The sequence below is a fragment of the Sulfitobacter sp. F26204 genome (assembly GCF_026410305.1).
Taxonomy (GTDB): domain Bacteria; phylum Pseudomonadota; class Alphaproteobacteria; order Rhodobacterales; family Rhodobacteraceae; genus Sulfitobacter.
Genome location: NZ_JAPMLQ010000004.1, coordinates 326075 through 352454, shown reverse-complemented (window position 1 = coordinate 352454; position 26380 = coordinate 326075). Strand labels below are relative to the sequence as shown.

Sequence of the window (26380 nt, the reverse complement as noted above, 5' to 3'; positions counted from 1 at the left end):
TGCTTCTCCTTTCTTAGACACGGCCCAGGGCAAAACCCTTGGCGATGTAGTTGCGGACAAAATAAATCACCAACGCTCCCGGTACGATCGTTAGAACCCCCGCCGCCGCCAGCACGCCCCAGTCGATGCCCGCCGCCCCCACGGTACGTGTCATCGTTGCGGCAATCGGCTTGGCATCCACGCTCGTCAACGTCCGGCTCAACAGCAACTCAACCCATGAAAACATGAACAGAAAGAACGCCGTCACCCCGATGCCAGAGGCGACCAGCGGCGTGAAGATACGGATAAAGAAATGCGGGAACGAATAGCCGTCGATATAGGCCGTTTCGTCGATTTCCTTGGGCACGCCGCGCATGAAACCTTCCAAAATCCAAACAGCCAAAGGCACGTTGAACAAGCAATGCGCAAGGGCGACAGCGATATGGGTGTCAAACAATCCAACCGAGGAATACAATTGGAAGAACGGCAGGGCAAAAACCGCAGGTGGTGCCATCCGATTGGTCAGCAGCCAAAAGAACAGATGTTTGTCACCCATGAAACTATAGCGGCTGAATGCATAGGCGGCTGGCAAGGCAACCAGAAGCGAGATCACCATATTCATCACCACATAGGCCATCGAATTGAGGTACCCGCTGTACCAGGAGGCATCGGTAAGGATTGTCAGATAGTTGTCAAAAGTCAGGTTCTGAGGCCAAAGGGTAAAGGTACTCAGTATCTCTGTGTTGGTCTTGAGGCTCATCATCACCAGCCAATAGATCGGCAAGAGCAGGAACAAGAGATACAGCCCCATGACAAGGGCGCTGCCCTTGAACCGTGGCAGGCGACGTGGCGGGTTATGCGTCACTTCAGACATCATTGGCCATCCCTTTTGTCGAGGTTCGTCATGACGGTGTAGAACACGTAGGAGACCAGCAGGATCACGAGGTAATACATGATCGAAAAGGCCGCCGCGGGACCAAGGTCGAATTGCCCCAGCGCCATCTTGACGAGGTCAATCGAAAGGAAAGTGGTAGAATTGCCAGGCCCGCCACCAGTCACGACAAACGGCTCGGTATAGATCATGAAACTGTCCATGAAGCGCAGCAGGATCGCGATCATCAATACCCCCATGATCTTGGGTAGTTCGATAAAGCGAAACACCTTCCAGCGACTGGCCTGATCGATCTTTGCAGCCTGGTAATATGCGTCGGGAATGGACTGCAGACCGGCATAGGCCAGAAGCGCGACCAGCGAAGTCCAATGCCAGACATCCATTACAATGACTGTGATCCAGGCTGCGTAAAAATCCTGAGTATAGTTGTAGTCAATGCCCATGGCCGCGAGCGTATGGCCCAAAAGACCAATATCGACCCGTCCGAAAATTTGCCAGATCGTGCCAACCACATTCCATGGAATGAGCAGCGGCAATGACATCAGCACAAGACACAGTGAGGCCCAGAAACCTTTCTTGGGCATGTTCAACGCCACGAAAATACCCAGCGGAATTTCAATGGCAAGAATGATAACCGAAAAGGAAATCTGCCGGCCCAATGCATCCCACATGCGTTCGGACGACAGCATTTCCTCAAACCATTCAAGCCCTGCCCAAAAGAACTTGTTGTTGCCAAAAGTGTCCTGAACGGAATAGTTCACAACTGTCATCAGCGGGATCACCGCGGAGAAAGCGACCAGCAACAGCACCGGCAGAATGAGAAACCATGCTTTTTGATTGACCGTTTTGTTCATCTTGACGCTACCTTTGGCGCAACACGCCAGTTGTCGGAATAAATGTTGATACCCGCAGGATCAAAAACGACTCGGTTCATCTCAGGCGAGAATTCAGCGCCCTCGTCGGCAAGGATATTGATCTCTGTTCCCTGGAAATCCGCCCGCACGATCTTGTTACGGCCAACATCTTCGACACGCTTGATGGTGACGGGCAGACCATTGTCACCTGCCCTCAACGAGGTGAATTCGGGACGTACGCCCAGTTCGACCTTGCCTTTGAGCGGCGCATAACCTTTGCCCAACGCAATTTCAAAGCCTCCCAAAACGGCTTTGTCACCGTTCACTTCTGCACTCAGGACGTTCATCCCTGGCGAGCCGATGAAATAGCCGACAAAAGTATGCTCTGGTGTCTCGAAAAGTTCCTGCGGCGTACCCATTTGCACCACCCGACCATCGTACATAACGACCACCTTATCAGCAAAGGTCAGTGCCTCTGTTTGATCATGCGTCACGTAGATCATCGTATGGCCAAACTCGTGGTGCAGCGACTTGAGCTGTGTGCGCAATTCCCATTTCATATGCGGATCAATCACTGTCAGCGGTTCATCGAACAACAGCGCGTTCACATCCTCGCGCACCATGCCCCGCCCCAGCGAAATCTTTTGTTTGGCATCCGCCGTCAGGCCACGCGCCTTGCGGTTCAGCGCTTCTTCCATGCCGATCATCGCCGCGATCTGCTGTACCCGTTCCTTGATATAGGTTGGATCAGCCCCCCGGTTGCGGAGTGGAAACGCCAGATTGTCGCGTACCGTCATGGTGTCGTAAACAACTGGAAACTGAAAAACCTGCGCAATGTTGCGTTCCGTCGTTGGTGCCAATGTCACATCCCGATCGTTAAACATAATGCGTCCCTGACTGGGATGCAGCAGACCGGAGATAATGTTGAGCAAGGTGGATTTACCGCACCCCGATGCCCCCAGCAGCGCATAGGCCTCTCCGTCAACCCAGTCGTGGTTCAGCTCCTTGAGCGCATAGTCGTCCTCGCTTGCGGGTTTTGGCAAATAGGAATGGGCGAGGTTTTCGAGGGTGATTTTGGCCATATTCCGTTCCCTCAGGCTGCGGTTGCATAAGAAGCAGGGGCAATCGAGGTGCCGTCCTGCGCGAAAATGTAAATATGGGCAGGATTGAGATAGACCTCCAAAGGTGCCCCGATCATCAACTTTTGCACCCCGTGTATCAGGCCAACCCAATTGTCGCCGTGATGGTCAAGGTGGATAAAGGTTTCAGATCCAGTAATTTCGGTCACTTGCAGTTTGGTTCTGAACGTCAGGGAATCCGCTGCCTGCTTTTCCAGTCTCAGGTGGTTGGGGCGAAACCCGGCCAAATAGCTGCCATCGTTCAAACCGGTGAATGCACCAAATGCCGCCGTACTCAGCCCGTCACCGAATTCAAGCCGGTCCCCCGCTTTGCGCACCTTAAGAAAATTCATCGGCGGGTCGGAAAAGACCCGCGCCGTAGTCGCGTTTATCGGCTTGCGGTAGACGGTTGGCGTTTTGTCAAATTGGGTGATCCTGCCTTCCCACAGGGTGGCAGTATTTCCCCCCAGCAACAATGCCTCCTCCGGTTCGGTTGTCGCATAAACAAAGATTGACCCGGCTTCTTCAAATATCTTCGGAATCTCGGCCCGCAGTTCCTCGCGCAACTTGTAGTCAAGGTTTGCAAGCGGTTCATCCAACAGGACAAGGCCCGCATCCTTGACCAAGGCTCGCGCCAGGGCGCAGCGTTGTTGCTGCCCACCCGATAATTCCAACGGCTTGCGGTCCAGAAAAGGAGAAAGCTGCATCAAATCGGCCGCCTTGCGAACAGCGGAGTCAATTTCTTTTGCGGATTTCCCCAGCAACCGCATCGGGCTTGCGATGTTTTCATAAACTGTCATCGACGGATAGTTGATGAACTGTTGGTAGACCATGGCCACGCCCCGGTCTTGCACCCGCATGCCGGTCACGTCCTGGCCATCCCAGATGATCCTGCCACTGTTTGGCACATCAAGCCCTGCCATCAGGCGCATCAGCGTTGTCTTGCCCGAAGAGGTTGGGCCGAGCAGCACGTTCATTGTACCCGAGGACAGTTCAAGGTCTGTCGGGTAAATATAGGTCTGGCCATTCATGGCCATGCAAACCCCGTCAAGTACCAGTGACATTACACCCTCTCCCTTGCAGTTACTTCTGCGCATTGCTGCATCTGGCCATTTGCCTGTGCCATCCAAACGTCGAGGGCGTCGACTTCATCCTGACCAAGGCGCAAACCCAGTTTTGAACGACGCCAGACCACATCCGCGGCCCTGCGTGCAAATTCGTTATGCATCAACCAGACGACTTCGCGCTCGGTCAGGCTGGCCCCGAAATCCCGCCCCAGGTCTGCCGCGCTTTTGGCGTCGCCAAGAACATCAAAAACATCAACGCCATATGCCTTTATCAGGCGGCTCATCCAGGATTCTGACAGAAACGGATATTGCCGCTCCAATTGTGCTTTCAGGGCCGGCACACCATCCACAGCAAAATTCCCACCCGGCAAAGCGACCCCGGCGGTCCAAGGTCCTGCCGCCTTTGGAAAGAACGGAACTATCTTTGTTAAGGCTGTTTCAGCGAGGCGTCGATAGGTCGTTATCTTGCCGCCAAAAACGTTCAGGATCGGCGCACCTGCTGTTTGGTTCAACGTCAATACATAATCCCGCGTTGCAGCAGTCGCAGAGGACGCTCCATCATTATAAAGCGGGCGCACACCAGAATAGGTCCAGACAACATCCTCTTTGGTGACCGGTTTTTTCAGGTAATTAGAGGCAAAGTTGATTAGATATTCTTGTTCTTCAGGGGTGCATACGGGTTTATCGCTCACATCCCCATGGTCGGCATCTGTTGTCCCAATCAGCGTAAAATCGGTTTCATAGGGGATTGTGAAAATGATCCGACCATCCTCACCCTGAAAGAAATAACATTTGTCATGATCATAGAGCTTGCGTGTCACGATGTGACTGCCCCGCACCAACCGGACCCCCTCGGTCGAATTGATGTGAACCGTGTTGCGGATAATATCCTCAACCCACGGGCCGCCGGCATTGACCAACATTCGGGCCGCAACAACACGTTGTTCGCCTGTTGCCTGATCTTGCAACGTCACCTGCCAGATGCCATCTGCCTGCTCTGCCGAAAGGACTTTGGTGCCTACATTGATGCGCGCACCACGGATCTGGGCATCGCGTGCATTCAACACCACCAACCGGCTGTCTTCGATCCAGCAATCGGAATATTCATACGCTTTTTTGAATCGTTCCTGCAGCGGAGCGCCTTCTGGTGTGTTGTCCAATTCTACCGAAGTCGTGCCCTTAAGGATTTTCCGACCACCCAGATTGTCATACATGAACAGCCCAAGCCGGATCAGCCAGGCGGGTCTACGCCCTTTCAACCAGGGCATCAGAACGCGCAATACCCTGGACGTCGGCGTATCACCTTCAAAGCGCATGTCTTCATGATAGGGCAGCACAAAACGCATTGGCCAGGAAATATGCGGCATCGCCCGCAACAGCGTCTCGCGCTCGACCAAGGCCTCGCGGACAAGCCGGAGTTCCCAATATTCAAGATAGCGTAAGCCACCATGAAACAGCTTGGTCGAAGCAGAGGATGTTGCAGATGCGAGGTCGTTCATTTCGGCCAGTTCGACCCTCAGGCCACGCCCAGCCGCGTCGCGCGCGATCCCACAACCGTTGATGCCACCGCCAATGACGAAAAGATCAACCATGTCATGATTATCAAGCCGACCCAATGAAGCCTCCCCGCATTCATTTTGCGCCGCATTCTCCCCGATTGCGGTCTTGTGATACCCAACATCAATTAGCGCAATGTAGCAATAGCGAATGTTCGGTTTCTTTCGTTTTGCTGTAAACCCTTGAATCCCTTGGGTCTATTTGTTCGGGTTCGATAGATTTTACAGATTCCGCCGCGAAAAAAGAATCGCCTATTGACGCAAGGGGCAGTCTGCTGATTGTCTCGGAGAACTGGACAGAGGCTTCCGTTGACGACGGAAGAACAAGTGACGTAAAAGGCGCGATGGTTTCGAATTTCAGGCAAAAAGAGATACTTGAGCTGGCCCGCAAGGACGGCAAGGTGACAGTTGACGGTCTTGCCGATCTTTATGATGTGACGGTTCAAACAATCCGACGTGATTTATCCGATCTCGCCGATACAGGACGCTTGGAAAGAGTGCACGGCGGCGCGGTCTTACCTTCCGGTGTGACCAATATTGTATACGAGGAACGCCGCAGGCTGAACGACACCGGCAAAAAGGCGATTGCGCTTGCATGCGCCCGCGCAATCCCGGATGGGGCGTCTGTGTTTATGAACATTGGCACGACAACAGAAGCGGTGGCGCGTGAGTTACGTGATCATGAGAACCTGCTTGTGGTGACGAACAACCTCAATATCGCAAACATTTTGGCCATCAACCACAGCTGCGAAATCATTCTCGCAGGTGGTGTGTTGCGCCGTGCTGATGGCGGGATTGTCGGCGGGTTGACCGTCGAAATGGTAAAGCAATTTAAGTTCGACTATTCGGTGCTCGGCTGTTCTGCCATAGATGCGGACGGCGACCTGCTTGATTTCGATGGACAGGAAGTCATGGTCAGCGGCACTGCAATCCAACGCTCACGCAAGGTGATGATTGTAGCCGACCATCTCAAGTTTACACGCAAGGCACCATTAACAATTTGTTCATTGAGCGACGTTGATGTGTTGTTTACGGATTGCGCCCTAGCTCCCGAACTCGCCGAAAATTGCAGGTCCTGGGGCACCGAAGTTGTAACGCCATAACCGCGTTTTGCGGCGGGTGGGATACGGTAATTCGAATCACTTTCTAGTGACGGCCAAGGAAAATGCGCGGCCACAATGCTGTAAAGTATGCCATGATCGTTTCCCAAATTGGCCGGAACCTTGCCTCAATTGGGTTGGTCATGAAAGTGTAACCTTCCGCGATTTTCAGATAAGACACTGTTAAAATTTACAAAATCACGATGTCTGCATTTCTCCTTTCTTGAATTTTGCTCTCGCTTCAGGTTTACCTCTTCAGCGACTTCCGTAATTCATCATGATGAGTGCGCCAAATGCCCCTGTTGAATCCCGCAGCATCTTCCATGTCGATTGTCGCCCATATCGACGACGATCTGCTGTTTCAGAACCCTGATATTCGGCACAGCATCAACGAAGGTGGCGGGCATACCACGGTCTATCTGACAGCCGGGGATGCAGGCCAAAGCGCGCTTTACTGGGAAGGGCGCGAAGCTGGTGCCAAGGCCGCATATGCCAATATGGCCGGCACTAGCGACTGGATAGATACAATCGCAACCTTTGGCGATGGTCCCAACCGCGTAGACGTCCATACTTCCTATCTGGAAAGCAACCCGGACGTTCGCCTGTATTTCCTGCGCCTGCCCGACGGCAACCCCAACGGGTCAGGTTATTCGGTAACTGACCAGCAAAGCCTTGAGCTGCTTTGGAATGGCGACATCGAAACGATTTCCACGGTTGATGATGCCAATACCTATGACACGGATCAGATTTCCGGCCTGTTGTTGGGGCTGATGCAACATCACCAGCCTGAGGCGGTAATGTTTCAAGATCACAGTTCGGATTATGCAGACAGCAATCATTCTGATCACGTGCATGCTTCTCAATTCGTTTATGATGCTCAGCAATATTACGATGTGGATCATCAACTGATCTCATATGTTGAATACGCAACATCGGATTTTCCCAGCAACCTGACACCCGAAGAGATTCAGCAAAACCTGGAAACACTTTATGCATACGCGGAACATGATCCGCATGTATCCAGCGCAACCGATGCAGAAGGTAATCCTGTTTTGCCCGGCGTCTACCGCGCATGGACCGAAGTCAGTTACGAGGTCGACAACCTGCCCACGCCCGGCACCGCGCCTATCCCAGAGCAGGTTTTTGAGACCCTTGGCTTTATCTCCGAGGTTGATCCACCTGAAATTGGCTTGTCTGAAATCATTGGCACTGATGCAGATGATGTGCTGATCGGTACCGAAGCAGACGACACGATCGCCGGCTTGAACGGCAATGATTCTATGACGGGTGATGCGGGCGCGGATTTGCTGACAGGAGGCGCAGGCCAAGACACGCTTCGCGGTGGTTGGGGTAATGACACGATTGCTGGGGGCGACGGTAATGACGAGATCGAAGGCCTCTATGGGGATGATGTGATCTATGCCGGTGCAGGTGATGACCACGTATTTGCCCGTGACGACAACGACCTGCTATTCGGGGAAGAGGGCAACGATACGCTGATTGGAGGTATCGGCATCGACACGATCTGGGGCGGGACCGGCAATGACATCCTTGCCGGCAGTCAGGGCAATGATGAAGTGCACGGTGGCGACGGCAATGATCTGGTCTTTATCGGTGTACACGAAGATTCAGACCGAATCTTTCTGGACGCTGGCAACGACTTTCTTGACGGCCAGACTGCGGGATCTTCTTTCTATGCAGAGGGCGGTGACGGCAACGACATCATGAATTCGGGCATCGGCAACGACACATTGATTGGTGGCGATGGCAATGACCAATTGGATGGTGGTAGCGGCAATGACATTCTTGACGGTGGCGCGGGCATCGATCAATTGACCGGTGGTGACGGCGATGATGTGTTCGTTTTACAAAACCTCCCCGGCAGTGTGCGGATTACGGATTTCGGGGCCAACGGCGCGGCCGACCTGATCGATATGTCGCAATTGCCAAACTACGCCAGCACCGAGGCATTGTCCGAAGTGATGCGCGTGACGGGCGATACCACAACCTTGACCCTCGGCGTCGAGGGGGGAACATTGGTTGTTGCCGTCGTATCCGAAACACCGCTGACCGCTGCTGACTTTGGTCTCACGGGCGACCTGGTTGCGCCTGTCGATCCGGTGGATCCTGACGGCCCGGCGGACCCCGGTATTTTGTATACTCTTGATGGTCCTGATGCTGGCCATTTTGATGTCGATCCCACCACGGGCGCGGTCAGTAACAAGGACTGGTTTGAACCGTCATATGATCAGGTCTGGGATACCAACGGGGATCACATCTATGAAGTGACTGTCACCGGCACAGCGCCGGATGGCACGCAAGCGAGGCTAAGCGATCTGGAGCTTGTCGTTACCGAAACCGAAACCTTCTGGCAGCCTGCCGGCACTGGTGAATCCCTAGACCCTATTGAGCCGGTAGATCCCGTTGATCCGATAGATCCGGTTGACCCCATTGAAACTCCCGGTCCGATTGCTGGACCTGACGGCGTGACCTATTCTTTGGCAGGCATTGACGCTGGACATTTTGATGTGAATTCAGCAACCGGTGAAATCAGCAACAAGACCTGGTTCAACCCGTCGTTTGATCAGATATGGGATTCGAACGGCGACCATATTTATGAAGTGTCTGTCCTTGGAACCGACGCTGAAGGTACCGAAACCAGCAACAGCGCGTTTGAACTGGTCGTCACCCAGGGCGAAACCTATTGGCGTCCCGCTGAATTACCCGACGACAACGACCCAACAACGGACCCTGTCTATCCCGTAGATCCCAATGATCCTGGCGACCCGGTTGTGAATGAAGACGGAATATCCTACGTGCTGGACGGGTCAGACGCGGGACATTTCGATGTCAACGCGCTGACCGGCTCGATCTCGAACAAGAGTTGGTTCACGCCGTCCTTTGACCAGGTTTGGGACACCAATGGTGATCACATTTATGAAGTTTCCGTTTTGGGCATGGATATTGACGGCGCAGAAGTCAGCCGCGATGCGCTTGAACTTGTCGTAACTGAAACCGAAACCTTCTGGCAGGATGCTGATGCAGATGCAGATGCAGATGACGAGGTCGGAACCACCGCGTCAGAAAGTGAAGCCGCCGTGAACGACAATGAGAGTGAAGACGTCATGGCCGCCCTGTTTATCCCCGAAGACCCGGAAGAGGCTGCCGTTCCCTTCGAAGCAGAAGAAGACGAGATGCTCCTCACCATGTTCTGACCGGGACTGTTGTACCAATTGAGTGAAGCCGAGTTTATTTACCTGTTATTACACTCGATCACACCGGGTACCGTCGAAATGCGGGCCCTATCGGTGGTTGTTCTCGCGGATGACGCGACGATCCCCTATCGTTTCTTGCGCCGTGATTGCGGTGTCTTGTTGCCTCGCGGACCGGTGGATATGGGCGTGTTGTCGCGGTTTTCTTCGGATAGCTTGCGCCAGCGATCAAGGCGCGCCGGGTCAAGATCACCCGCCGCCACCGCCGCCTGAACCGCGCACCCCGGCTCATGTGCATGGGTGCAATCGCGAAATCGGCAATCCGGCGCCAATTCGGTAATCTCCGCAAACAGCATCTCCAGACCTGTCGCGACGTCACTGACGTGCAGCGTGCGTATCCCCGGTGTGTCAATGACACAACCGCCGCCTTGAGTGCTGTGCAACGAACGCGACGTGGTGGTGTGGCGACCCTTGGCATCGTCTTCTCTGATCCCGCCGGTCCGTTGCGCGGATTTGCCTGATTTACCGGTCAGCGTGTTCAGCAAGGTCGATTTTCCTACCCCTGATGATCCGACCAGCGCCACCGTCTGACCGGGCCCGCACCATGGCGCAAGCGCCTCTGCCGCCTCCGGTTCCTTGGCGTTCAAACTGACCACGGTGAGGCTACGCTGCAATGCCTCGGCTTGCGTGCGAAAAGGCGTCACATCGACAATCTGATCTGCCTTTGTCAGAACAATTACAGGATCGGTACCCGCCTCGTTCGCCAGTGCCAGATACCTTTCCAAACGTGCGGAGTTGAAGTCTTCATTACACGACGTCACGACAAGCAGCGTATCGACATTTGCGGCAATCAACTGCGGCAATCGCGCGCCTTCGGTCTTGCGTTGCAAAAGCGCGTGACGTTCCAAACGGCGCACTACCATGTCGGATTGCGGAGCCAGCAATACCCAGTCACCAACAGCGAAATCTGTGGTTTTCACATTTCCGGGCAAATTCAGTCTCACAGGTCCGGTTGCGGATTCTCCCGTCATCCGTGAACGATGCACTGTACTAACACGCACCGGCGTCAGGTCCGCTTCAGCGGGATCACGTTGTTCTTCAAAAAATGCGGACCAGCCTAAGGCAACCAGCGACTGAGCAGTATCCATAACCATCCCGTTCACTCCCGCGTGTCGAGCGGCAAATACCTTTTCCCCCTCACGAAGCCAGACGCCGTTCGACGATACGCGCCATAATCGACGCGCCGACCGGCAAGATTTCGGGATCAAGAAAAAAACTGGGATTATGCAAGCCCGTGGTGCCGGAATGGCCTACGCGGCAATAAGCCCCGGGCACGACCCTGAGCATATCTGAAAAGTCCTCTGAGCCTGTCGCCGGCTGATCTGCATCCGATACATTCTCTTTGCCAACAATATCCGCTGCGGCCTCAAGATAGGCATCCGACAATTCCGCATCATTGATCAGCACATCAAATACATTTCGCAGGTCCAGATTTATGGTAACGCCATAGGCCTTGCCAAAGCCGTCGCAGAGTTCGCGCATCCGGCTTTCGGCCAATGCAATTACATCATCTTTGAAATAGCGGATGGTGCCCGCCAGGGTCGCGGTATCCGGCACTACGTTATAGGCTGAACCCGCATGAAGCTGCGTGACGGACAACACACAGGCATCCAGCGGCGCGATGTTGCGCGACAGAATGGTTTGCAGGCTGCCAACCAGAGCCGAGGCAATAACCAGAGGGTCGCGCGATTGCTGTGGCATCGCGGCATGACTGCCCTTGCCTTGAATTGTAATGTCAAAAAATGAGGCTCCCGCCATCGCCGTGCCTTTGCATATCCCAAAGGTTCCTTGCTGCCCGTTGGGGGAATTGTGCATGCCATAAATCTCGTCGCAGGGGAATTTTTCAAACAAACCTGCCTCAAGCATGCCACGGGCACCGCCCAGACCTTCTTCGGCGGGTTGAAAGATCAGAACAGCCGTGCCAGCAAAATCACGGGTCTGTGCCAGATGTTTGGCCGCACCCAGTAGCATGGTGGTATGGCTGTCATGACCACAGGCGTGCATGACGCCCGGATTGATCGATGCATAGCCAAGGTTGGTCTCCTCATTGATCGGCAGTGCATCCATGTCAGCCCGCAGCCCGATACGGCGTGTGCCCTCGCGCTTGCCTTTGATCAATCCGACAACACCGGTATGAGCAATGCCGGTATGCACCTCATCCACGCCGTATTCCTTTAACTTTTCAGCAACGATCGCAGCGGTGCGGGTCTCTTGAAAACCGATTTCAGGATGTTTGTGAAGATCTTTGAAAATGGCGGTCAATTCGTCAGTGCTGTCTGCGATAATCTCAAGAGTGGGCATGCATGTATCCTTGTTGCATTGGTAACTGGCTGCGATCTGGTTCTTTCGGCCCGGTCCGGGATTGCCGATTGTCCACACGGACAACAAGCAAATCTCCGGGCATCAGGCCTCGCATCTACTAGCGCTAGTTTGATCAGTGCCAACAAAGTGTCAATGATACCTGCAACCTCGGGCTTTTGATGGCAAAGCAAGATCTGTACTTTTCTGCACTACGTCCAACAGAAAAGCGCGGGCTTCAAATCTAACAAGCCCTGGGGTTGATGTTTGCTGCATTTTCGAAGCCGCATCATGCGCATCCGTCAAAGCATGACTTCAATCAAATTGGGACCCCCACAGGTCAGACCATCCTGCAACGCATTCTCCAATCCGTCGCAATCGGCGACACGCGACGCCTGCACGCCCATCGACTGCGCCATCTGGACCCAATCAAGCGCGGGTCGGTCAAGGCTGAGCATATCAACGGCCCGGGGACCCGGATTGCCAACACCAACATTGGTCAGTTCGCCGCGCAGGATCTGATAGCTTTGATTGGCGAAAACCAGCACTGTGATGTCCAGGTTTTCCCGTGCCATGGTCCATAGCGATTGCACCGTATACATCGCCGATCCGTCCCCGGTCAGACACATGACCTTGCGGTCGGGACATGCGATGGCGGCACCAATTGCCGCAGGAAGGGCGTATCCGATGGAACCGCCGCAATTGTTCAACCAAGTGTGTTTTGCGGCACATTTGGTTGCCGGTGAAAAGGCCCGTCCGGTAGTGACCGATTCATCGACAACGATGGCATCTTCGGGAATGGCACGCGCAATCAAAGCCGCAAGACTATCACGGTTGATTGGCCCGCTTGGTCGTGTCGGCACGGAAGGAGCGACCAGATCCGCCGGGGGGGTTTGCCCGCTGTCCGTCGCAACACAGAGCGCGTCCAATGCCCCAGTCAGATCGGCACCCGCACCGGCAAGCGGCAAGATTTCTGCGCCTTCACGGGTCAGGATTGCGGGTTTGTCAGGATAAGCGAAAAAACCGATGGGGGCCCGCGCCCCGATCAGGACAATGCGTTTGAACGGAGCAAGAACCTCAAGCGCCATGTCGATTGGATAGGGGACCCGGCCGACGAAAACCCGTCCTGCCCCGCGTTCAAGGCGCGCATTCGACCATTCCGACAATAGCTTGCAACCGGTCTTGGCAGCAATGCGCCCCGCGGTTTCAAGATTATCCTCGGTCAATGCACCACCGCCAAGCAGCAGCAAGGAGTCCGGTCCGTCAAGGGCAGTGACGGCTGCATCAAGATAATCGGCATCAAAGGGGGCAGGCACCGGCATGTCGACCGCGTCCTGCACGACACCACCTTCGTTCCAGGCTGTATCACTGGGCAGGATCAATGTTGCTATCTGACCGGGTGACACCCTGGCCGCCTGCACTGCTTCGGCCGCGTCTTTACCAACTGTTTGCGCTGTCGGAGATATACGCACCCAATGGGAGACCGGTGCCGCAATTCCCGCGATGTCAGAAGTTAGCGGCGCATCGAGGGCGATATGCGTCGAGGCGTGTTCCCCAACGATATTCACGACGCCAGAACCAGCTTTTTTAGCATTGTGCAGATTGGAGAGCCCGTTCGCCAATCCCGGACCAAGATGCAGCAATGTAGAGGCGGGCTTACCTGTCATGCGATAATAACCGTCTGCGGCACCGGTTGCCACGCCCTCTTGCAAGGCGAGGATCGACCGCATGCCTGGAATATGATCCAGTGCCGCTACAAAATGCATTTCCGACGTGCCCGGATTGGTAAAACAAACCTCGACACCGTTGGCCAGCAGGCTGTGTACCAGGCTTTCGGCACCGTTCATCCTTGTGGTGGGGGTTGTTGAATCTGTCACGGTTGTTCCTTTTCCCAGTAGGGCGCACGCAGGTCTTTCTTGAGTATCTTGCCGATGGTGCTGCGCGGCAGGGTATCGCGGACTTCGATCGCGGACAAACGCTGGCTTTTGCCCAGCTTTGCATTGGCGGCTTCCAGGATCTCTTTGGCGGTTCTAGTGGCAGCGACACGGAGGGTGACCAGACCGAGAGGAGTTTCCCCCCAGGCATCAGAAGGAACACCGATCACCGCGACATCCGTTACGTCGGGATCAGCCAGCAGTACCAATTCAAGATCATTGGCATAGATATTCAAGCCCCCCGAAATGATCATGTCCTTTTTACGGTCTGACAAAACCAGAAAGCCATCCACATCGAAGGATCCCATATCACCAGAACGGAAATAGACATGACCCTTTGCATCGCGCCAGATGTAAGCGGAGGTAAGATCGTCACGGCCATAGTAGCCCGCCATCATGGTGGGACCGCGGCCGCAAATCTCGCCCACCTGCCCTTGGGCAACTTCCCGGCCTTCGGAATCGATCAGACGGATGTCATTGCCTGGGGCCAACTTGCCCACCGTATGCAGCTTGTCGGGATGTTCATGTGCGGCCAGGACCGTCACGCCACCGCCTTCTGTCAAACCGTAATATTCCTGCAAAGTGCCTGGGAAACGGGCCAACACATCCGCTTTGACGTCAGCACGCAGGGGTGCAGATGTCGAAAACTTGACCCGCATGGACGACAGGTCAAATGTGTCAAAATCCGGTATATCCATTATGCGCTTGTATTGGACCGGCACCAGCATCGTGTGAGTAATCTGTTCACGCTCTACAATTTCCAGATAGGTGCGCGCATCAAATTTTGACATCAGATGCACGGTGGAGCCGCCGAACAGCGTGGGTAGGAACGAAACAATCGTTGTGTTGGAATAAAGCGGTGTAGAGAGCAAGGTGCGCGCATTATCGTCATAACCGTTGGGCGTCACCCGGTCCATTTGCGCAGCACGCATCAAATGGTTGTGCAGGATGCCTTTTGGTGTCCCCGTGGTGCCCGAGGAATAGATCAGGTTGAACGGATCCGACATGGCGATCGGAATCAGGGGATCGCTGGTCGATGCCTGGGCAAGCGCCGCTTCGTAATCTTGAAAATTCTCGTGGACAAAATCGATGGCAAATCGTTTGAGCGGCATCTCGGTGATAAACTCTGCCACCAACCCGAAGAACTGTTCTGCGACAAATACCGCGACGGCACCGCAATCGGTCAACATCTTTTGGAGCGCGTCGGACGAAGCCATCGACGACAGCGGTGTGACACATCCACCCGCCCGCAAGATACCCATGAAAAGTTCTGCATAGGGAATGGAATTCGCCGACAGGATCGCCACGTTGTCCCCCTTTTGCAGGCCGTTCAAAAGCAAGGTATTCGCAACGCGATTGATACGCTCCTCAAAATCGCCCCAGGTAACTCGTGCCGCGCCGCATACCAGTGCCAACCGGTCAGGATGCAGCGCTGCGTTGGCGCGCAAACGCGCGACAATTGTTTCGCCTGGCGGGCTGTCGCCTTGGGGGGGATTGATCGGGAGCATGTTTCTCAGACGGTATTGGGACCTGCGGCATTTGTCCGCCACGCAGCGAGTATTGGCAAGGCACATAGAACGGCACCGATTGCGAAAGACAACCCATAGCCCAAGTCGACCAAAGCATTCTGGGGCATCGCAATCAACACGCCGCCACAGAACAACAGAATGCGCAACGGCATCCCGGCCCCGCCTTCCAGAGGGCCGACAAGACTGATGAAGCCTTGCAGCGCAGATGAAATCATCGCGACTCCGATCAGGGCGCAACCAAGGGCGACGATGATCTCCCACGCAGGGGCCTGACCGATCAAAGCTGGATTCAACACAAAGAAGAATGGCGCAATATAGATCACACCGCCAAGGCGCATCGCCTCGAACCCTGTCGCTATCGGATTGGACCCCGCCATGGTGGACGCGGCAAAGGCGCCCAGCGCAACAGGCGGTGTGATGTAGCTGACCATGCCCCAATAGAGGATGAACAAATGCACCGCGAGCGTATTCAACCCGCCAGCTTCAAGCGCGGGCGCAAGGACAACGGCAAGGAAGATATAGCAGGCCGTGACCGTCATCCCCATGCCAAAGATAAAGGCCGTCAGCGCACCCATCAGCAGCAGCACCAGCGTGCTGTCACCCGCCATGAACACCAGCTCATTCACCAGGGTTCCGGCAAGACCGGTGGCGGAGAATGATCCGACGATCAGGCCCACCCCCAACAGGATCGCGGTAAGCTCTGCCAAGCCCATGCCAACACCCACGATCATATTGCCAAGCCGTTGCAGGTTCAGTCGAAAGCGCGCACGGAACTGGTTTACGAACAACAGCAATGCAGTTGAATAAAACGGAGCGGAAGACTCCTGTCGCAAGCCGACCATCATATAAAGCAACAAGGCAAACACAAAGATATAGGGCCAGCCTTCGGCCATGACTTCCTTGAGGCGCGGCAGGTCGGGCTTGGGCAATCCTCGCAATCCGCGTTTTGCAGCATAGGCATCAATGCCCGTGAACAAGCCCCAGTAAAACAGGATGCTCGGGATGGCGGCCGCCAATGCGATTTCCACATAGGGACGTGACAGAAACGACGCCATGATAAATGCCGTGGCACCCATGATCGGCGGCATCAGGACGCCACCGGTTGAGGCACATGCCTCGGTCGCGGCGGCCGTTTTCGCGCTGAAACCGGTTTTGCGCATCGCGGGGATCGATACGGCCCCCGTGGTCAAGACATTCGAGATGACAGATCCGGACATCGACCCCATGAAACCGCTGGCAAAAATGGACACCTTTGCCGCGCCCCCACGATAGCCACCAACCAACCCCAGTGCGAGATCGTTAAAGAACTGGCCGCCACCGGTGCGCTGCAAAACAGCACCAAACAGGATAAACCCGATGACCACACCGCCAAAGGCCTTCATGGGAATACCGAAAGAGCTCTCGGCGGAATAGATATGATAGGGCACCGTCTCCATGAAGGTGCTCTGAAATCCAGAGAACGGATCAGGCACTACACCTGCAAATGTGGGATAAAAGGCAAAGAAGGTGACAATGCAGAACAGCACCAGCCCACCTGCGCGACGTGTCGCTTCCAACGTCAGCAGGAAAAATGCCACGGAAACATATTGCGCGGTCTGCGGCGCGGCATATTCCCAGCCTTGCGAAAGATTTACCTGCGCTGTCTGCGCCAGATAGCCGGTACAGACAACGGCCAGCGCGAAGAGCGCCCAATCAAGCACCGTGGGCACACCACCTTTGCCACCGCGTATCTGGAAAATCAGAAAACTCAAGGCCAGAAACATGCCGCCAAGAATATAAAGGTATCGTCCTTCGATCAGGACGATACCGAACATGTGCAGGTTGAACAGTTGGTTGATCACCAGAACCAAGGACAGGAGCGTCCCGATCACAACCACCCACCGGGCTGGGCCGGCTATACGCTCGGACGGGGTCTCACCATCTATGGCAACCTGTTCGAATCCTTTGGCGTCCGGGGCAGAGGTGTTCTGATCGGTCATTGGCTTACTCTTGTGAAGGAAACAACAGGCAAACCGGCCTGCAACAAGACACAGGCCGGTTCACGTCAATGCGCGCGGTCTAGAATACGACTGCGAAACCGCCGTCTGCCAGTGCCTTGCGGCGTGCTTCACTCCATGCGGCAACCCAATCTGCCGGCGCGGCAGCCTTGGTTGCTTCCCATGCTGCAGAAAGCGCGGCCTGACGGGCAACGAGATTATCGTTATGTGCCTGTGCCGCGTCGTTCCATACACCGATTTCCTTATAATAGCGGATTGCGCCCTCATGGTAGGGTACAACCCATTCCATGTTCTGCTTGTCGAGAGCCCAGCCCCCGATGCCGGGTGAATTGCCGTCATATTTGGGGAACAGCTCGACCATCGCCTTGGTCATATTGTAAACCAGATCCGCTTCGGTTGCAGCCATCGCTGTCAAAACAGGATAGGCATATCCCGCCCCCTGATACCCGTCGGTGCCATCGATTGCAGCCCCGACTTTGGCTTTGTTGATCTGGAAGAACGGCGCGATGTCTGTCATGCGTTTGAACCCTTCTGTGTCCGCAGGGTCGATCGGGGGCCAATACAATCCGCGCGGACCCGCTTCAGCTTCATAGGTCTTGCCCGAGTTGGTGGCGGCAAAGGCGGCATCCACCTGCCCCTCGATCAGCCCATTCCAGCTGGCACCATAGCCGCCAAAATCGACACGCTCGACATCATCCCACGTGAGGCCGCCGTACGCCAGATAAGCCTCGGTGTTCACATTCAACGCAGGCGCGCCCACGATAAAGGCGACGCGCTTGCCCTTAAGATCCGCATAGGTTTCGATCCCCACATCAGCAGCGACACCCACGGCGAGGTTGATCGCGCCACCATTGTTGGCCATCAGCACACGAACAGGTTGCGGACCCCAGTTTTCAGCACCGAAATCAAACACACCTTCTTGCGCCATGAAACTGCCGCCAACACCAGTTGCCGAGAACTGGACACGGCCCTGACGCAGCGGTTCGGTACGCGAGACATCGTTCTTACCGGGCAACACGCGCAGGTTGACGCCGGTCGCGTCTTGCAGCGCCGCACCGATTGCGACTGATTGGTTATATCCTGCAGAGCCGGTGCCATACGCTGTCCAGCTGAGTTGTTTTGGCAAATCAATGTCGGCAGCCATCGCCATTGAAGCTGACAAGCCCACAACAGCAATCGCAGATGTAATGTAATTCATAGGTTCCTCCCAAAACGATGTCTGACCCGCGCGCGAGGCGCGACAGGCCAATTTTAGCAGCTGTGTCATTTTCCGAAACACTGTTCCGCTATGTGGAATACGATAAGTGGATTGCCTTTCCTGAGTCAACACAACTTCGGGATTGATTTGGCTGAAGCCTCTTTTGGCCCGCATTCCAGTAATTTTGGGACCAATAGGTGCCGCCGAACGTTGGTCAAACAGAACCAAAGAAAACCGGTGGCAATGGATACTCTTGCTGGATACTCCGCCCAGCTTTCTTCCGCCGTCATCCCATGTTCGGCGGTCATTCAATCCTGTCGCGTGCTAACCCGCTGCCGGACTTACGCCTCATTCGATCGTGAGTGTCCCGTCGCAACGCGGGGCATGACCAAAACGGTACCGCCCTTTGGCATAGGCATTCTGCACCTTTTGGTGCCTTAGCGTTCCAACTGGCTGGCAGCGCGCGCCAGAGCCTCGATCTCGTCCCACTTTCCGGCCTCGATCAGATCGTTCGGAGCAACCCAGCTGCCACCGGCACAGATTACATTCGGCAGGGACAAATAGCTTTCGGCATTTTCAGAGTTTATCCCGCCTGTCGGGCAAAAGGTAATTTGTGGCAATGGGCCGCCAATACCCTTGAGCGCAGGCACCCCTCCCACTGCCGCTGCGGGAAAGAATTTTTGCACATCATACCCGCGTTCCAGCAGCGCCATAGCTTCGGATGCCGTTGCCGCACCGGGAAGCATCGGCAGTCCCGCCACCTCTGTCGCGTCCAGCAGCGCATCAGTGGCTCCCGGGGAAACACCAAATTGCGCGCCTGCATTTATGGCCGCGGCGACATCATCAGGCGTAACAAGGGTTCCCGCCCCGGCATATCCTCCCTCGACCTTTGCCATTTCGGCAATCACCTCAAGGGCTGCGGGCGTACGCAACGTGACCTCAAGCACCGGCAGGCCACCGCGGACCAAAGCCTCGGCCAGAGGACGGGCATGTGCCACATCATGCACCACCAGAACAGGAATGATCGGTGCCAAGGCACAGAGTTTGCGGGTCTCGGTAGAGCGTGAATGCAATGTCATCATGACTTCCTTACCATCCAAAAACACTAGCGCCGGTTTCTGCCGCACCAACCGCGGCGCGGAACGGTGTAAACAACTCGCGCCCTACACCTGCTGCTCCGCCGCTCAGATCCACGGTCACCATAGGGCGACTGGCCGCATCCGGCGCGAGGTTCTCTAGCGTGCCTGCAACCGCATCGACGCGCAAGATATCCCCGTCCTGCACCTGTCCAATGGGTCCGCCATCCAGTGCTTCCGGGCAGACATGGATGGCCGAAGGCACCTTGCCAGAAGCGCCGGACATGCGCCCATCTGTCACCAACGCAACCTTTTGACCACGGCCCTGCAAAATCGCCAGCATCGGTGTGAGGCTGTGCAATTCGGGCATGCCGTTTGCCTTTGGTCCTTGAAAGCGCACGACGACAATCACATCACCAGTAAATTCGCCAGCCTTGAACGCGGCTTTTGCATCTTCTTGTGAATGAAACACCCGTGCTGGCGCTTCGATCACATGATATTCCGGTGCGACAGCCGAGATTTTCATCACGCCTGTACCCAAGGATCCCTTTAGACGTTTCAACCCGCCGGTTTTCTGGAAAGGTGCGTCAATGCTGCTTACGATCTTGGGGTTCAGACTTTGATCAGTTCCGGGCCGCCAGACAAGTTCACCATTCTCCAGGAAGGGCTCCTGAGTGTAATGATCAAGCCCCTGCCCCGCGACCGTTTGCGTATCGGGATGCAGCAATCCGCCCTTAAGTAGTTCCCCAACCACAAAACCCAAACCGCCCGCGGCATGGAAATGGTTCACATCCGCCAGGCCGTTAGGATAGACTCGCGCCAGAAGCGGCACGAGTTCGGATATTTCGGAAAAATCGTCAGGTGTTAACACGATGCCACCCGCTCTTGCCATTGCAACCAAATGGATCAGCAGGTTCGTAGAGCCACCCGTCGCCATCAACCCCGACATCCCGTTCACAAAGGCACGTTCGTCCAGAATGTCGCAAACCGGCGTATAATTATTGCCAAGCGCGGAAAGCGACAATGCTCGGCGCGCTCCCTCCGCAGTGAGGGCTTCCCGCATGTCAGTGTTTGGCGTGACAAAGCTGGAGCCAGGCAAATGCAAACCCATGAATTCCATCAGCATCTGGTTGGTGTTGGCCGTCCCATAAAACGTACAGGTGCCCGGACCGTGATAGGCACTCATCTCGGCTTTCATCAATGCATCGCGGCCAACCTCGCCCGTCGCAAATTTCTGACGCACCATCGCTTTTTCATCGTTGGCAAGACCGCTTGTCATCGGTCCGGCAGGCACGAACACCGCTGGTAAATGGCCAAAGGCTTGCGCCCCGATCACAAGGCCCGGAACGATCTTGTCACACACGCCCAGGAAAACCGCCGCGTCAAAGACATTGTGACTAAGTGCGACACCGGTGGCCATGGCAATGACATCGCGCGAAAACAGGCTCAATTCCATGCCCGCCTCACCCTGGGTTACTCCGTCACACATGGCAGGCACACCACCTGCAACCTGCGCGGTGCCGCCCACGCTGCGCGCGGCCTTGCGCAGGACATCAGGAAACAATTCGAAAGGCTGATGTGCCGACAACATGTCATTATAGGCAGTGACGATCCCGAGGTTTCCCCCGATACCCGTTGCCAGGGCATCCTGATCATCACCGGCGGCCGCATAGGCATGCGCCTGCCCACTGCAAGACAGATGCGCACGCGACGGCCCTTTGCCATTGGCCGCCCGCATCCGCGCCAGATAGCCCGCACGCGGCGCTGCGCTTCGCTCGATGATACGATCGGTAATTTCTTGGAGCCTGGGATGGACGGTCATGGCTTTCCCTCAGTTTGTTAGCGCTAACATCACAACATCTACACCCCTGGCCGCATTTAGGCAACCGCTTGACGTCTAGATACAGCGGCCGCCATCAACTTCCATGCAGACCCCGGTGATCATGCTCGCTTCGTCAGAACATAGATAGCAGGCGGCATTGCCCATGTCTTCTGGAGTCGAGAAACGGCCCAGCGGAATGGTGGCAAGAAATTTTGCGCGCATTTCGGGCGTATCCTCTCCCATAAAGCTCTTGAGCAAGGGGGTCTCACCTGCAACCGGGTTCAATGCATTCACACGTACGCCACTCGGCGCCAGTTCGACCGCCATCCCTTTTGTCGCATTGTTCATCCAGCCTTTGGATGCATTGTACCAACTCAGTCTTGGTCGCGGGCTAACCCCTGCTGTTGATGCGACATTCAGGATAGCTCCCGCCCCCCGTGCCTTCATCAGTGGCACGATGGATCTGGCGGTAAGATACACGGATTTGACATTAACCGCGATGACCCGGTCAAAGTCGTCCTCGGAAATATCCTCCATCGCGGCAGGTAAATGGGTGACACCCGCATTGTTGATCAATATGTCGATCTGCCCCCATGTCGCCATCGCATGGTCGGCCATCGCCTGAACGCTCAAACCATCGGCTACGTTTGTCGCAATCACCGCGACACCCGACCCAAGTTCAGAGGCAAGATCATGCCCCATTTCGGCATTCAAATCTGCAATCAGCACTTTCGCGCCCTCGGCGCGAAATTTACGTACAATGCCCGCACCAAAGCCCGAAGCGCCGCCAGTCACAATCGCTGTTTTACCATCCAACCTCATGAAACTCTCCTATCCGTGTAATGCCGCGACCGTTTTCAGGGTCGAAAATCCATAGAGTGCCTCGAACCCTTTCTCGCGTCCATGTCCGGACAGGCCGGATCCCCCGAATGGGAGCTCGACACCGCCGCCTGCACCGTAATTGTTCAGGAATATCTGCCCTGCCCGCAGGCGTTTGGCCAGACGCATTTGTCGCGCCCCGCTTTGCGACCAGACCGATGCGACCAGGCCATAGGGCGTGCCATTGGCGATTGCAACGGCTTCTTCCTCGCTCTCGAACGGGATCACGACCTGCACGGGGCCAAAAATTTCTTCCTGCGCCAAGGTATGATCCGCCGCGACATCTGCAAACAAAGTCGGGGCGACATAAGCCCCGCCACTTGGCGCAACTGCGATGATCTGACCGGTTGCAGCAATTTCAAGATCGTCACCTTTGCTCAGAAAGCCCTCAACGATCTCTTTTTGACGATGGGACACCAACGGGCCGACATCCAGATCTTGCATCGCAGGTCCGGCACGCAAAGCACGATAATGCGCGGCCATCCCGTTCACCACTTCGTCGAAACGACTGCGGTGCACCAAAATCCGCGAGGATGCGGAACAGGTCTGACCCGCGTTCTGTATTCCCGCATTGGTCAAAAACGGCAGAGCGGAGTCGACATCCGCATCTTCGAACACCAACTGCGGAGATTTACCACCAAGCTCAAGTGTAACCGGCACAACATTGGCCCCAGCTTCGGACTGGATCAACTTACCCACGCCCACAGAGCCTGTGAAGGAAATGTGGTGTACGCCTGGATGTGCAGTCAGAGCAGCACCTGCCTCCGCTCCCAGTCCGGGCACCACGTTCAAGGCTCCCGCGGGCAGACCTGCGTCATCGGCGATCTGGGCAAATGCCAGTGCCGTCAGACAGGCATCTTCAGCAGGTTTGAGGACGCAGGCATTGCCCATAGCCAACGCCGCACCAACAGAACGGCCGATGATCTGCATCGGGTAATTCCACGGAATGATATGCCCCGTCACCCCATGTGGCTCACGCAGGGTATAGACAGTATAGCCGTCAAGATAGGGAATAGTCGCGCCGTGAATCTTGTCAGCCGCCCCGGCATAAAATTCCATGTAACGGGCCAAAGCAATCACATCAGCGCGCGCTTGTTTGAGGGGTTTGCCGACATCCAGCGCTTCCAGCTCGGCCAGCGTTTCCAATTGCTCCAGTACCAGTTGGCCGATTTTCGCCAGCAAACGACCGCGCTCGAAATTGACCAACCTGCCCCAGTCAGACACCAAAGCGCCCTGGGCCGCGATCACGGCCTTGTCTATATCCAAAGCATTTCCTCGCGCGATGGCACAAAGTGTGCTGCCATCAGACGGATTAAGCAGATCCAACGATGAGCCGCTTTCGCAGGGCACCCACCGCCCCCCGATAAAACACTGGCCGGGATCGATCCCAAGGGGGCGCATTGTCATGATATGTCCTTCTGAGCGGGAATGCCGTCAGGCCAGATTAGACACCCAGAGCCTCGTGTCAAAGAAGATGTGCGTCCGGAAGTTTATCCGTCGATCAGACCCGCCATATGCGTCGCAGTATCAAGCATTCGGTTTGAGAAACCCCATTCATTGTCATACCAACTGACCACCCGCACCAAACCTTCGCCGGTGACACTGGTTTGAGCCGGTGCAAAGACAGACGACAACGGATTGTGGTTGAAGTCAGATGAAACCAGCGGCGCTGCCTCATATCCCAGAACACCTTTGAGGGGGCCGTCAGCAGCGGTTTTGATGGCTTCATTCACGGTCTCGATCGTGGCCGGCTTTTCAGGTACAAAGCTCAGATCCACCAGCGAGACATTCGCGGTTGGCACACGAATAGCCGAACCTTCCAGCCGCCCTTCGAGATGCGGCAATACCAGCGAAATCGCCCGCGCCGCGCCCGTCGAAGTCGGAACCATAGACAGGGCGCAGGCCCGAGCCCGGTAAAGATCGGAATGATCCCGGTCATGGGACGGCTGGTCCCCCGTGTAAGCGTGGATCGTGGTCATATACCCTGTCTTGATGCCAAAGGTATCGTCCAGAACCTTGGCAACCGGAGCCAGACAGTTTGTGGTGCAGGACGCGTTTGACACCACCAGATCTTCGCCCGTCAGTTCCGTGTGGTTCACACCGTAAACAACCGTACGGTCCGCTTTGGATGCGGGGGCGGACACCAGAACGCGTTTTGATCCATTTTCGAAATGTGCCGCTGCCTGCTCACGACTGTTAAACCGGCCAGTGCATTCCAGTGCAATATCAACATCGCCCCATGGCAGGTCCGCAGGTTTGGGTTCAGCGCTCAGCCGAATCCTTTGTCCAGCAATGACCAGCTTCCCGTCTTCGACCGACACATCCTGCTGGAAGGTACCATGTACACTGTCGTACTTCAGCAAATGTGCCATATGATCGGGGGATGCCAGATCATTGATGGCGACGACTTCCACATCACTGCGCCCGCTTTCGAACAATGCCCTAACTGTGCATCGACCGATGCGTCCAAACCCGTTGATTGCGATTTTGGTAGTCATGTCGATTACTCCTGCAAGGTCCGCCGTTCATTTGCGGCCATCGTTAGCGCTAACAGTGGCGACAATCAAGCGAAAGCTTTAAAAATGCCTCCTGAGACTGCATGTCGTTGGGCCGCCCACTCAATTCTTACTATTTCAATAAGAATACTTGCACCTGTCGCAAGGTATGATAGTTGATCAAAACAGTAAGATACTTTCAACCGGAGAGCCCGATGTCATTTCTAAAACAGACCACCACTGCTTTGCTGACTGCTTCAACCTTGCTTGGCGGGACCGTTGCCGCTCAGGCAGATGGTCAGTCCAAAGAACTGAATCTCTATTCCTCGCGCCACTACGACACCGACGAGCGGCTCTATTCGGATTTTACAGAGGCGACCGGAATCACCATCAACCGGATCGAGGGCAAGGCCGATGAACTTATCGCCCGGATGCAAGCCGAAGGGGCAAACTCTCCGGCTGATATTCTGTTGACGGTCGATACCTCCCGTCTGTCCCGCGCCAAGAACATAGGCGTGCTTCAGTCCATCAACAGCGCCGTACTGGAAGAACGCATTCCCGCCAACCTGCAAGACAATGACAACCAGTGGTTCGCTTTTTCCCAGCGTGCGCGGATCATCTTTTATGACAAGGCCGACGTGCAGGATCCCCCGATGGATTACCTCTCGCTCGCCGATCCAAAATACAAAGGAATGGTCTGCCACCGTTCCTCGTCCAACGTCTATGGCCAGACCCTTCTGTCGTCGATCATCGAGAACCATGGCAGCGAAGCTGCAAAAGAATGGGCAGCAGGCGTCGTTGCCAACTTCGCCCGCGATCCAGAAGGTGGTGACACTGACCAACTGCGCGGCATCGTATCTGGCCAATGCGATATTTCGGTTGCCAACACCTATTATTTCGCCCGTGCCCTGCGCACCGATGTCAAAGGCTTAAGCGCCGAGATCGACAAGATCGGCTGGGTTTTCCCAGCACAGGACGCTGAAGGTGCACATATGAACCTGTCGGGCGGTGGTGTCGCGGCGCATGCCCCGAACAAGGAAAACGCCATCGCCTTTCTGGAATACCTTTCCTCTGATCAGGCCCAGCAGTATTTTTCAGCAGGTAATGACGAATTCCCATCCGTTCCCGGCGTCACACTGAGCGAGAGCGTCGCGAAGCTGGGCACCTTCAAGGCAGATACAGTCAACCTCTCAGACGTGGCTGAGAACCTGCCGGAAGCACAGAAAATTTTTAATGAAGTCGGCTGGAAGTGAACCACATTTCCAACACTCCCCGGGGGGCGTACCAATGGTGCGCCCCTTTATTTTTGGCCGT

The 26380-nt window shown here is 55.4% G+C and carries 19 protein-coding genes; 3 read left to right on the top strand and 16 right to left on the bottom strand.

Annotated features, from left to right (window positions below; genetic code table 11):
- Positions 1–13: 13 nt before the first annotated feature.
- From OS190_RS12925 to glpD, 5 genes are read right to left on the bottom strand one after another with little or no spacing between them, the layout of a single operon-like run.
- The gene (locus OS190_RS12925) at positions 14–853 is read right to left on the bottom strand and encodes a carbohydrate ABC transporter permease (protein ID WP_267159137.1); all 840 of its coding nucleotides are present in this window, start codon (positions 851–853) and stop codon (positions 14–16) included.
- Positions 853–1725, bottom strand: a complete 873-nt coding sequence (locus tag OS190_RS12920) for a carbohydrate ABC transporter permease (protein WP_267159116.1) — start codon at positions 1723–1725, stop codon at positions 853–855. The genes OS190_RS12925 and OS190_RS12920 overlap by 1 nt, the downstream gene beginning before the upstream one ends.
- Positions 1722–2807, bottom strand: a complete 1086-nt coding sequence (locus tag OS190_RS12915) for an ABC transporter ATP-binding protein (protein WP_267159115.1) — start codon at positions 2805–2807, stop codon at positions 1722–1724. The genes OS190_RS12920 and OS190_RS12915 overlap by 4 nt, the downstream gene beginning before the upstream one ends.
- An 11-nt stretch (positions 2808–2818) precedes the next feature.
- The gene (locus OS190_RS12910) at positions 2819–3907 is read right to left on the bottom strand and encodes an ABC transporter ATP-binding protein (RefSeq protein WP_267159114.1); all 1089 of its coding nucleotides are present in this window, start codon (positions 3905–3907) and stop codon (positions 2819–2821) included.
- Positions 3907–5502, bottom strand: coding sequence for a glycerol-3-phosphate dehydrogenase (glpD, locus tag OS190_RS12905; RefSeq protein ID WP_267159113.1), 1596 nt, complete (start codon positions 5500–5502; stop codon positions 3907–3909). The genes OS190_RS12910 and glpD overlap by 1 nt, the downstream gene beginning before the upstream one ends.
- A 308-nt stretch (positions 5503–5810) precedes the next feature.
- Between glpD and OS190_RS12900 the strand changes: the two genes are divergently transcribed.
- Positions 5811–6569 carry a DeoR/GlpR family DNA-binding transcription regulator gene (locus OS190_RS12900; RefSeq protein WP_267159112.1) on the top strand — a complete coding sequence of 253 codons (759 nt, stop codon included), beginning with the start codon at positions 5811–5813 and terminating at the stop codon, positions 6567–6569.
- Positions 6570–6859: 290 nt separating this feature from the next.
- Positions 6860–9781, top strand: coding sequence for a PIG-L family deacetylase (locus tag OS190_RS12895; protein ID WP_267159111.1), 2922 nt, complete (start codon positions 6860–6862; stop codon positions 9779–9781).
- 125 nt (positions 9782–9906) lie between these two features.
- Here the strand turns inward: OS190_RS12895 and rsgA are convergent, their stop codons facing one another.
- The 11 genes from rsgA to gap form a co-directional block, all read right to left on the bottom strand.
- The gene (rsgA, locus tag OS190_RS12890) at positions 9907–10926 is read right to left on the bottom strand and encodes a ribosome small subunit-dependent GTPase A (protein WP_502212185.1); all 1020 of its coding nucleotides are present in this window, start codon (positions 10924–10926) and stop codon (positions 9907–9909) included.
- A gap of 49 nt (positions 10927–10975) precedes the next feature.
- Positions 10976–12139 carry a M20 aminoacylase family protein gene (locus tag OS190_RS12885; protein ID WP_267159109.1) on the bottom strand — a complete coding sequence of 388 codons (1164 nt, stop codon included), beginning with the start codon at positions 12137–12139 and terminating at the stop codon, positions 10976–10978.
- A gap of 299 nt (positions 12140–12438) precedes the next feature.
- Positions 12439–13983 carry an acetolactate synthase large subunit gene (locus OS190_RS12880; protein ID WP_416237408.1) on the bottom strand — a complete coding sequence of 515 codons (1545 nt, stop codon included), beginning with the start codon at positions 13981–13983 and terminating at the stop codon, positions 12439–12441.
- Positions 13984–14009: 26 nt separating this feature from the next.
- Positions 14010–15578, bottom strand: coding sequence for a class I adenylate-forming enzyme family protein (locus OS190_RS12875; RefSeq protein WP_267159107.1), 1569 nt, complete (start codon positions 15576–15578; stop codon positions 14010–14012).
- A 5-nt stretch (positions 15579–15583) separates the two neighbouring features.
- Positions 15584–17578, bottom strand: a complete 1995-nt coding sequence (locus tag OS190_RS12870) for a TRAP transporter permease (RefSeq protein ID WP_267159106.1) — start codon at positions 17576–17578, stop codon at positions 15584–15586.
- 79 nt (positions 17579–17657) lie between these two features.
- A complete protein-coding gene (locus tag OS190_RS12865; protein ID WP_267159105.1) occupies positions 17658–18794 on the bottom strand; it encodes a TAXI family TRAP transporter solute-binding subunit in 1137 nt (378 codons plus the stop codon).
- Between the two features lie 437 nt (positions 18795–19231).
- Positions 19232–19873, bottom strand: a complete 642-nt coding sequence (eda, locus tag OS190_RS12860; RefSeq protein WP_267159104.1) for a bifunctional 4-hydroxy-2-oxoglutarate aldolase/2-dehydro-3-deoxy-phosphogluconate aldolase — start codon at positions 19871–19873, stop codon at positions 19232–19234.
- 10 nt (positions 19874–19883) lie between these two features.
- A complete protein-coding gene (gene edd / locus OS190_RS12855; RefSeq protein ID WP_267159103.1) occupies positions 19884–21692 on the bottom strand; it encodes a phosphogluconate dehydratase in 1809 nt (602 codons plus the stop codon).
- A gap of 75 nt (positions 21693–21767) precedes the next feature.
- Positions 21768–22514 (bottom strand): SDR family oxidoreductase, encoded by a 747-nt coding sequence (locus OS190_RS12850; protein ID WP_267159102.1) that lies wholly within the window; start codon positions 22512–22514, stop codon positions 21768–21770.
- Between the two features lie 9 nt (positions 22515–22523).
- Positions 22524–23978 carry an aldehyde dehydrogenase family protein gene (locus OS190_RS12845; RefSeq protein WP_267159101.1) on the bottom strand — a complete coding sequence of 485 codons (1455 nt, stop codon included), beginning with the start codon at positions 23976–23978 and terminating at the stop codon, positions 22524–22526.
- Between the two features lie 83 nt (positions 23979–24061).
- A complete protein-coding gene (gene gap / locus OS190_RS12840) occupies positions 24062–25069 on the bottom strand; it encodes a type I glyceraldehyde-3-phosphate dehydrogenase (RefSeq protein ID WP_267159100.1) in 1008 nt (335 codons plus the stop codon).
- A gap of 212 nt (positions 25070–25281) precedes the next feature.
- On the opposite strand from gap, the gene OS190_RS12835 reads away from it, so the two are divergent.
- Positions 25282–26319: a Fe(3+) ABC transporter substrate-binding protein gene (locus tag OS190_RS12835; protein WP_267159099.1), complete on the top strand. Its 1038-nt coding sequence runs from the start codon at positions 25282–25284 to the stop codon at positions 26317–26319.
- Positions 26320–26380 lie beyond the last annotated feature (61 nt).

Coding starts and splice junctions, on each gene's coding strand:
- OS190_RS12925 (WP_267159137.1), bottom strand. CDS start 853: ATGTCTGAAGTGACGCATAACCCGCCACGTCGCCTGCCACGGTTCAAG.
- OS190_RS12920 (WP_267159116.1), bottom strand. CDS start 1,725: ATGAACAAAACGGTCAATCAAAAAGCATGGTTTCTCATTCTGCCGGTG.
- OS190_RS12915 (WP_267159115.1), bottom strand. CDS start 2,807: ATGGCCAAAATCACCCTCGAAAACCTCGCCCATTCCTATTTGCCAAAA.
- OS190_RS12910 (WP_267159114.1), bottom strand. CDS start 3,907: ATGTCACTGGTACTTGACGGGGTTTGCATGGCCATGAATGGCCAGACC.
- glpD (WP_267159113.1), bottom strand. CDS start 5,502: ATGGTTGATCTTTTCGTCATTGGCGGTGGCATCAACGGTTGTGGGATC.
- OS190_RS12900 (WP_267159112.1), top strand. CDS start 5,811: ATGGTTTCGAATTTCAGGCAAAAAGAGATACTTGAGCTGGCCCGCAAG.
- OS190_RS12895 (WP_267159111.1), top strand. CDS start 6,860: ATGCCCCTGTTGAATCCCGCAGCATCTTCCATGTCGATTGTCGCCCAT.
- rsgA (WP_502212185.1), bottom strand. CDS start 10,926: ATGGATACTGCTCAGTCGCTGGTTGCCTTAGGCTGGTCCGCATTTTTT.
- OS190_RS12885 (WP_267159109.1), bottom strand. CDS start 12,139: ATGCCCACTCTTGAGATTATCGCAGACAGCACTGACGAATTGACCGCC.
- OS190_RS12880 (WP_416237408.1), bottom strand. CDS start 13,983: ATGAACGGTGCCGAAAGCCTGGTACACAGCCTGCTGGCCAACGGTGTC.
- OS190_RS12875 (WP_267159107.1), bottom strand. CDS start 15,578: ATGCTCCCGATCAATCCCCCCCAAGGCGACAGCCCGCCAGGCGAAACA.
- OS190_RS12870 (WP_267159106.1), bottom strand. CDS start 17,578: ATGACCGATCAGAACACCTCTGCCCCGGACGCCAAAGGATTCGAACAG.
- OS190_RS12865 (WP_267159105.1), bottom strand. CDS start 18,794: ATGAATTACATTACATCTGCGATTGCTGTTGTGGGCTTGTCAGCTTCA.
- eda (WP_267159104.1), bottom strand. CDS start 19,873: ATGACATTGCATTCACGCTCTACCGAGACCCGCAAACTCTGTGCCTTG.
- edd (WP_267159103.1), bottom strand. CDS start 21,692: ATGACCGTCCATCCCAGGCTCCAAGAAATTACCGATCGTATCATCGAG.
- OS190_RS12850 (WP_267159102.1), bottom strand. CDS start 22,514: ATGAGGTTGGATGGTAAAACAGCGATTGTGACTGGCGGCGCTTCGGGC.
- OS190_RS12845 (WP_267159101.1), bottom strand. CDS start 23,978: ATGACAATGCGCCCCCTTGGGATCGATCCCGGCCAGTGTTTTATCGGG.
- gap (WP_267159100.1), bottom strand. CDS start 25,069: ATGACTACCAAAATCGCAATCAACGGGTTTGGACGCATCGGTCGATGC.
- OS190_RS12835 (WP_267159099.1), top strand. CDS start 25,282: ATGTCATTTCTAAAACAGACCACCACTGCTTTGCTGACTGCTTCAACC.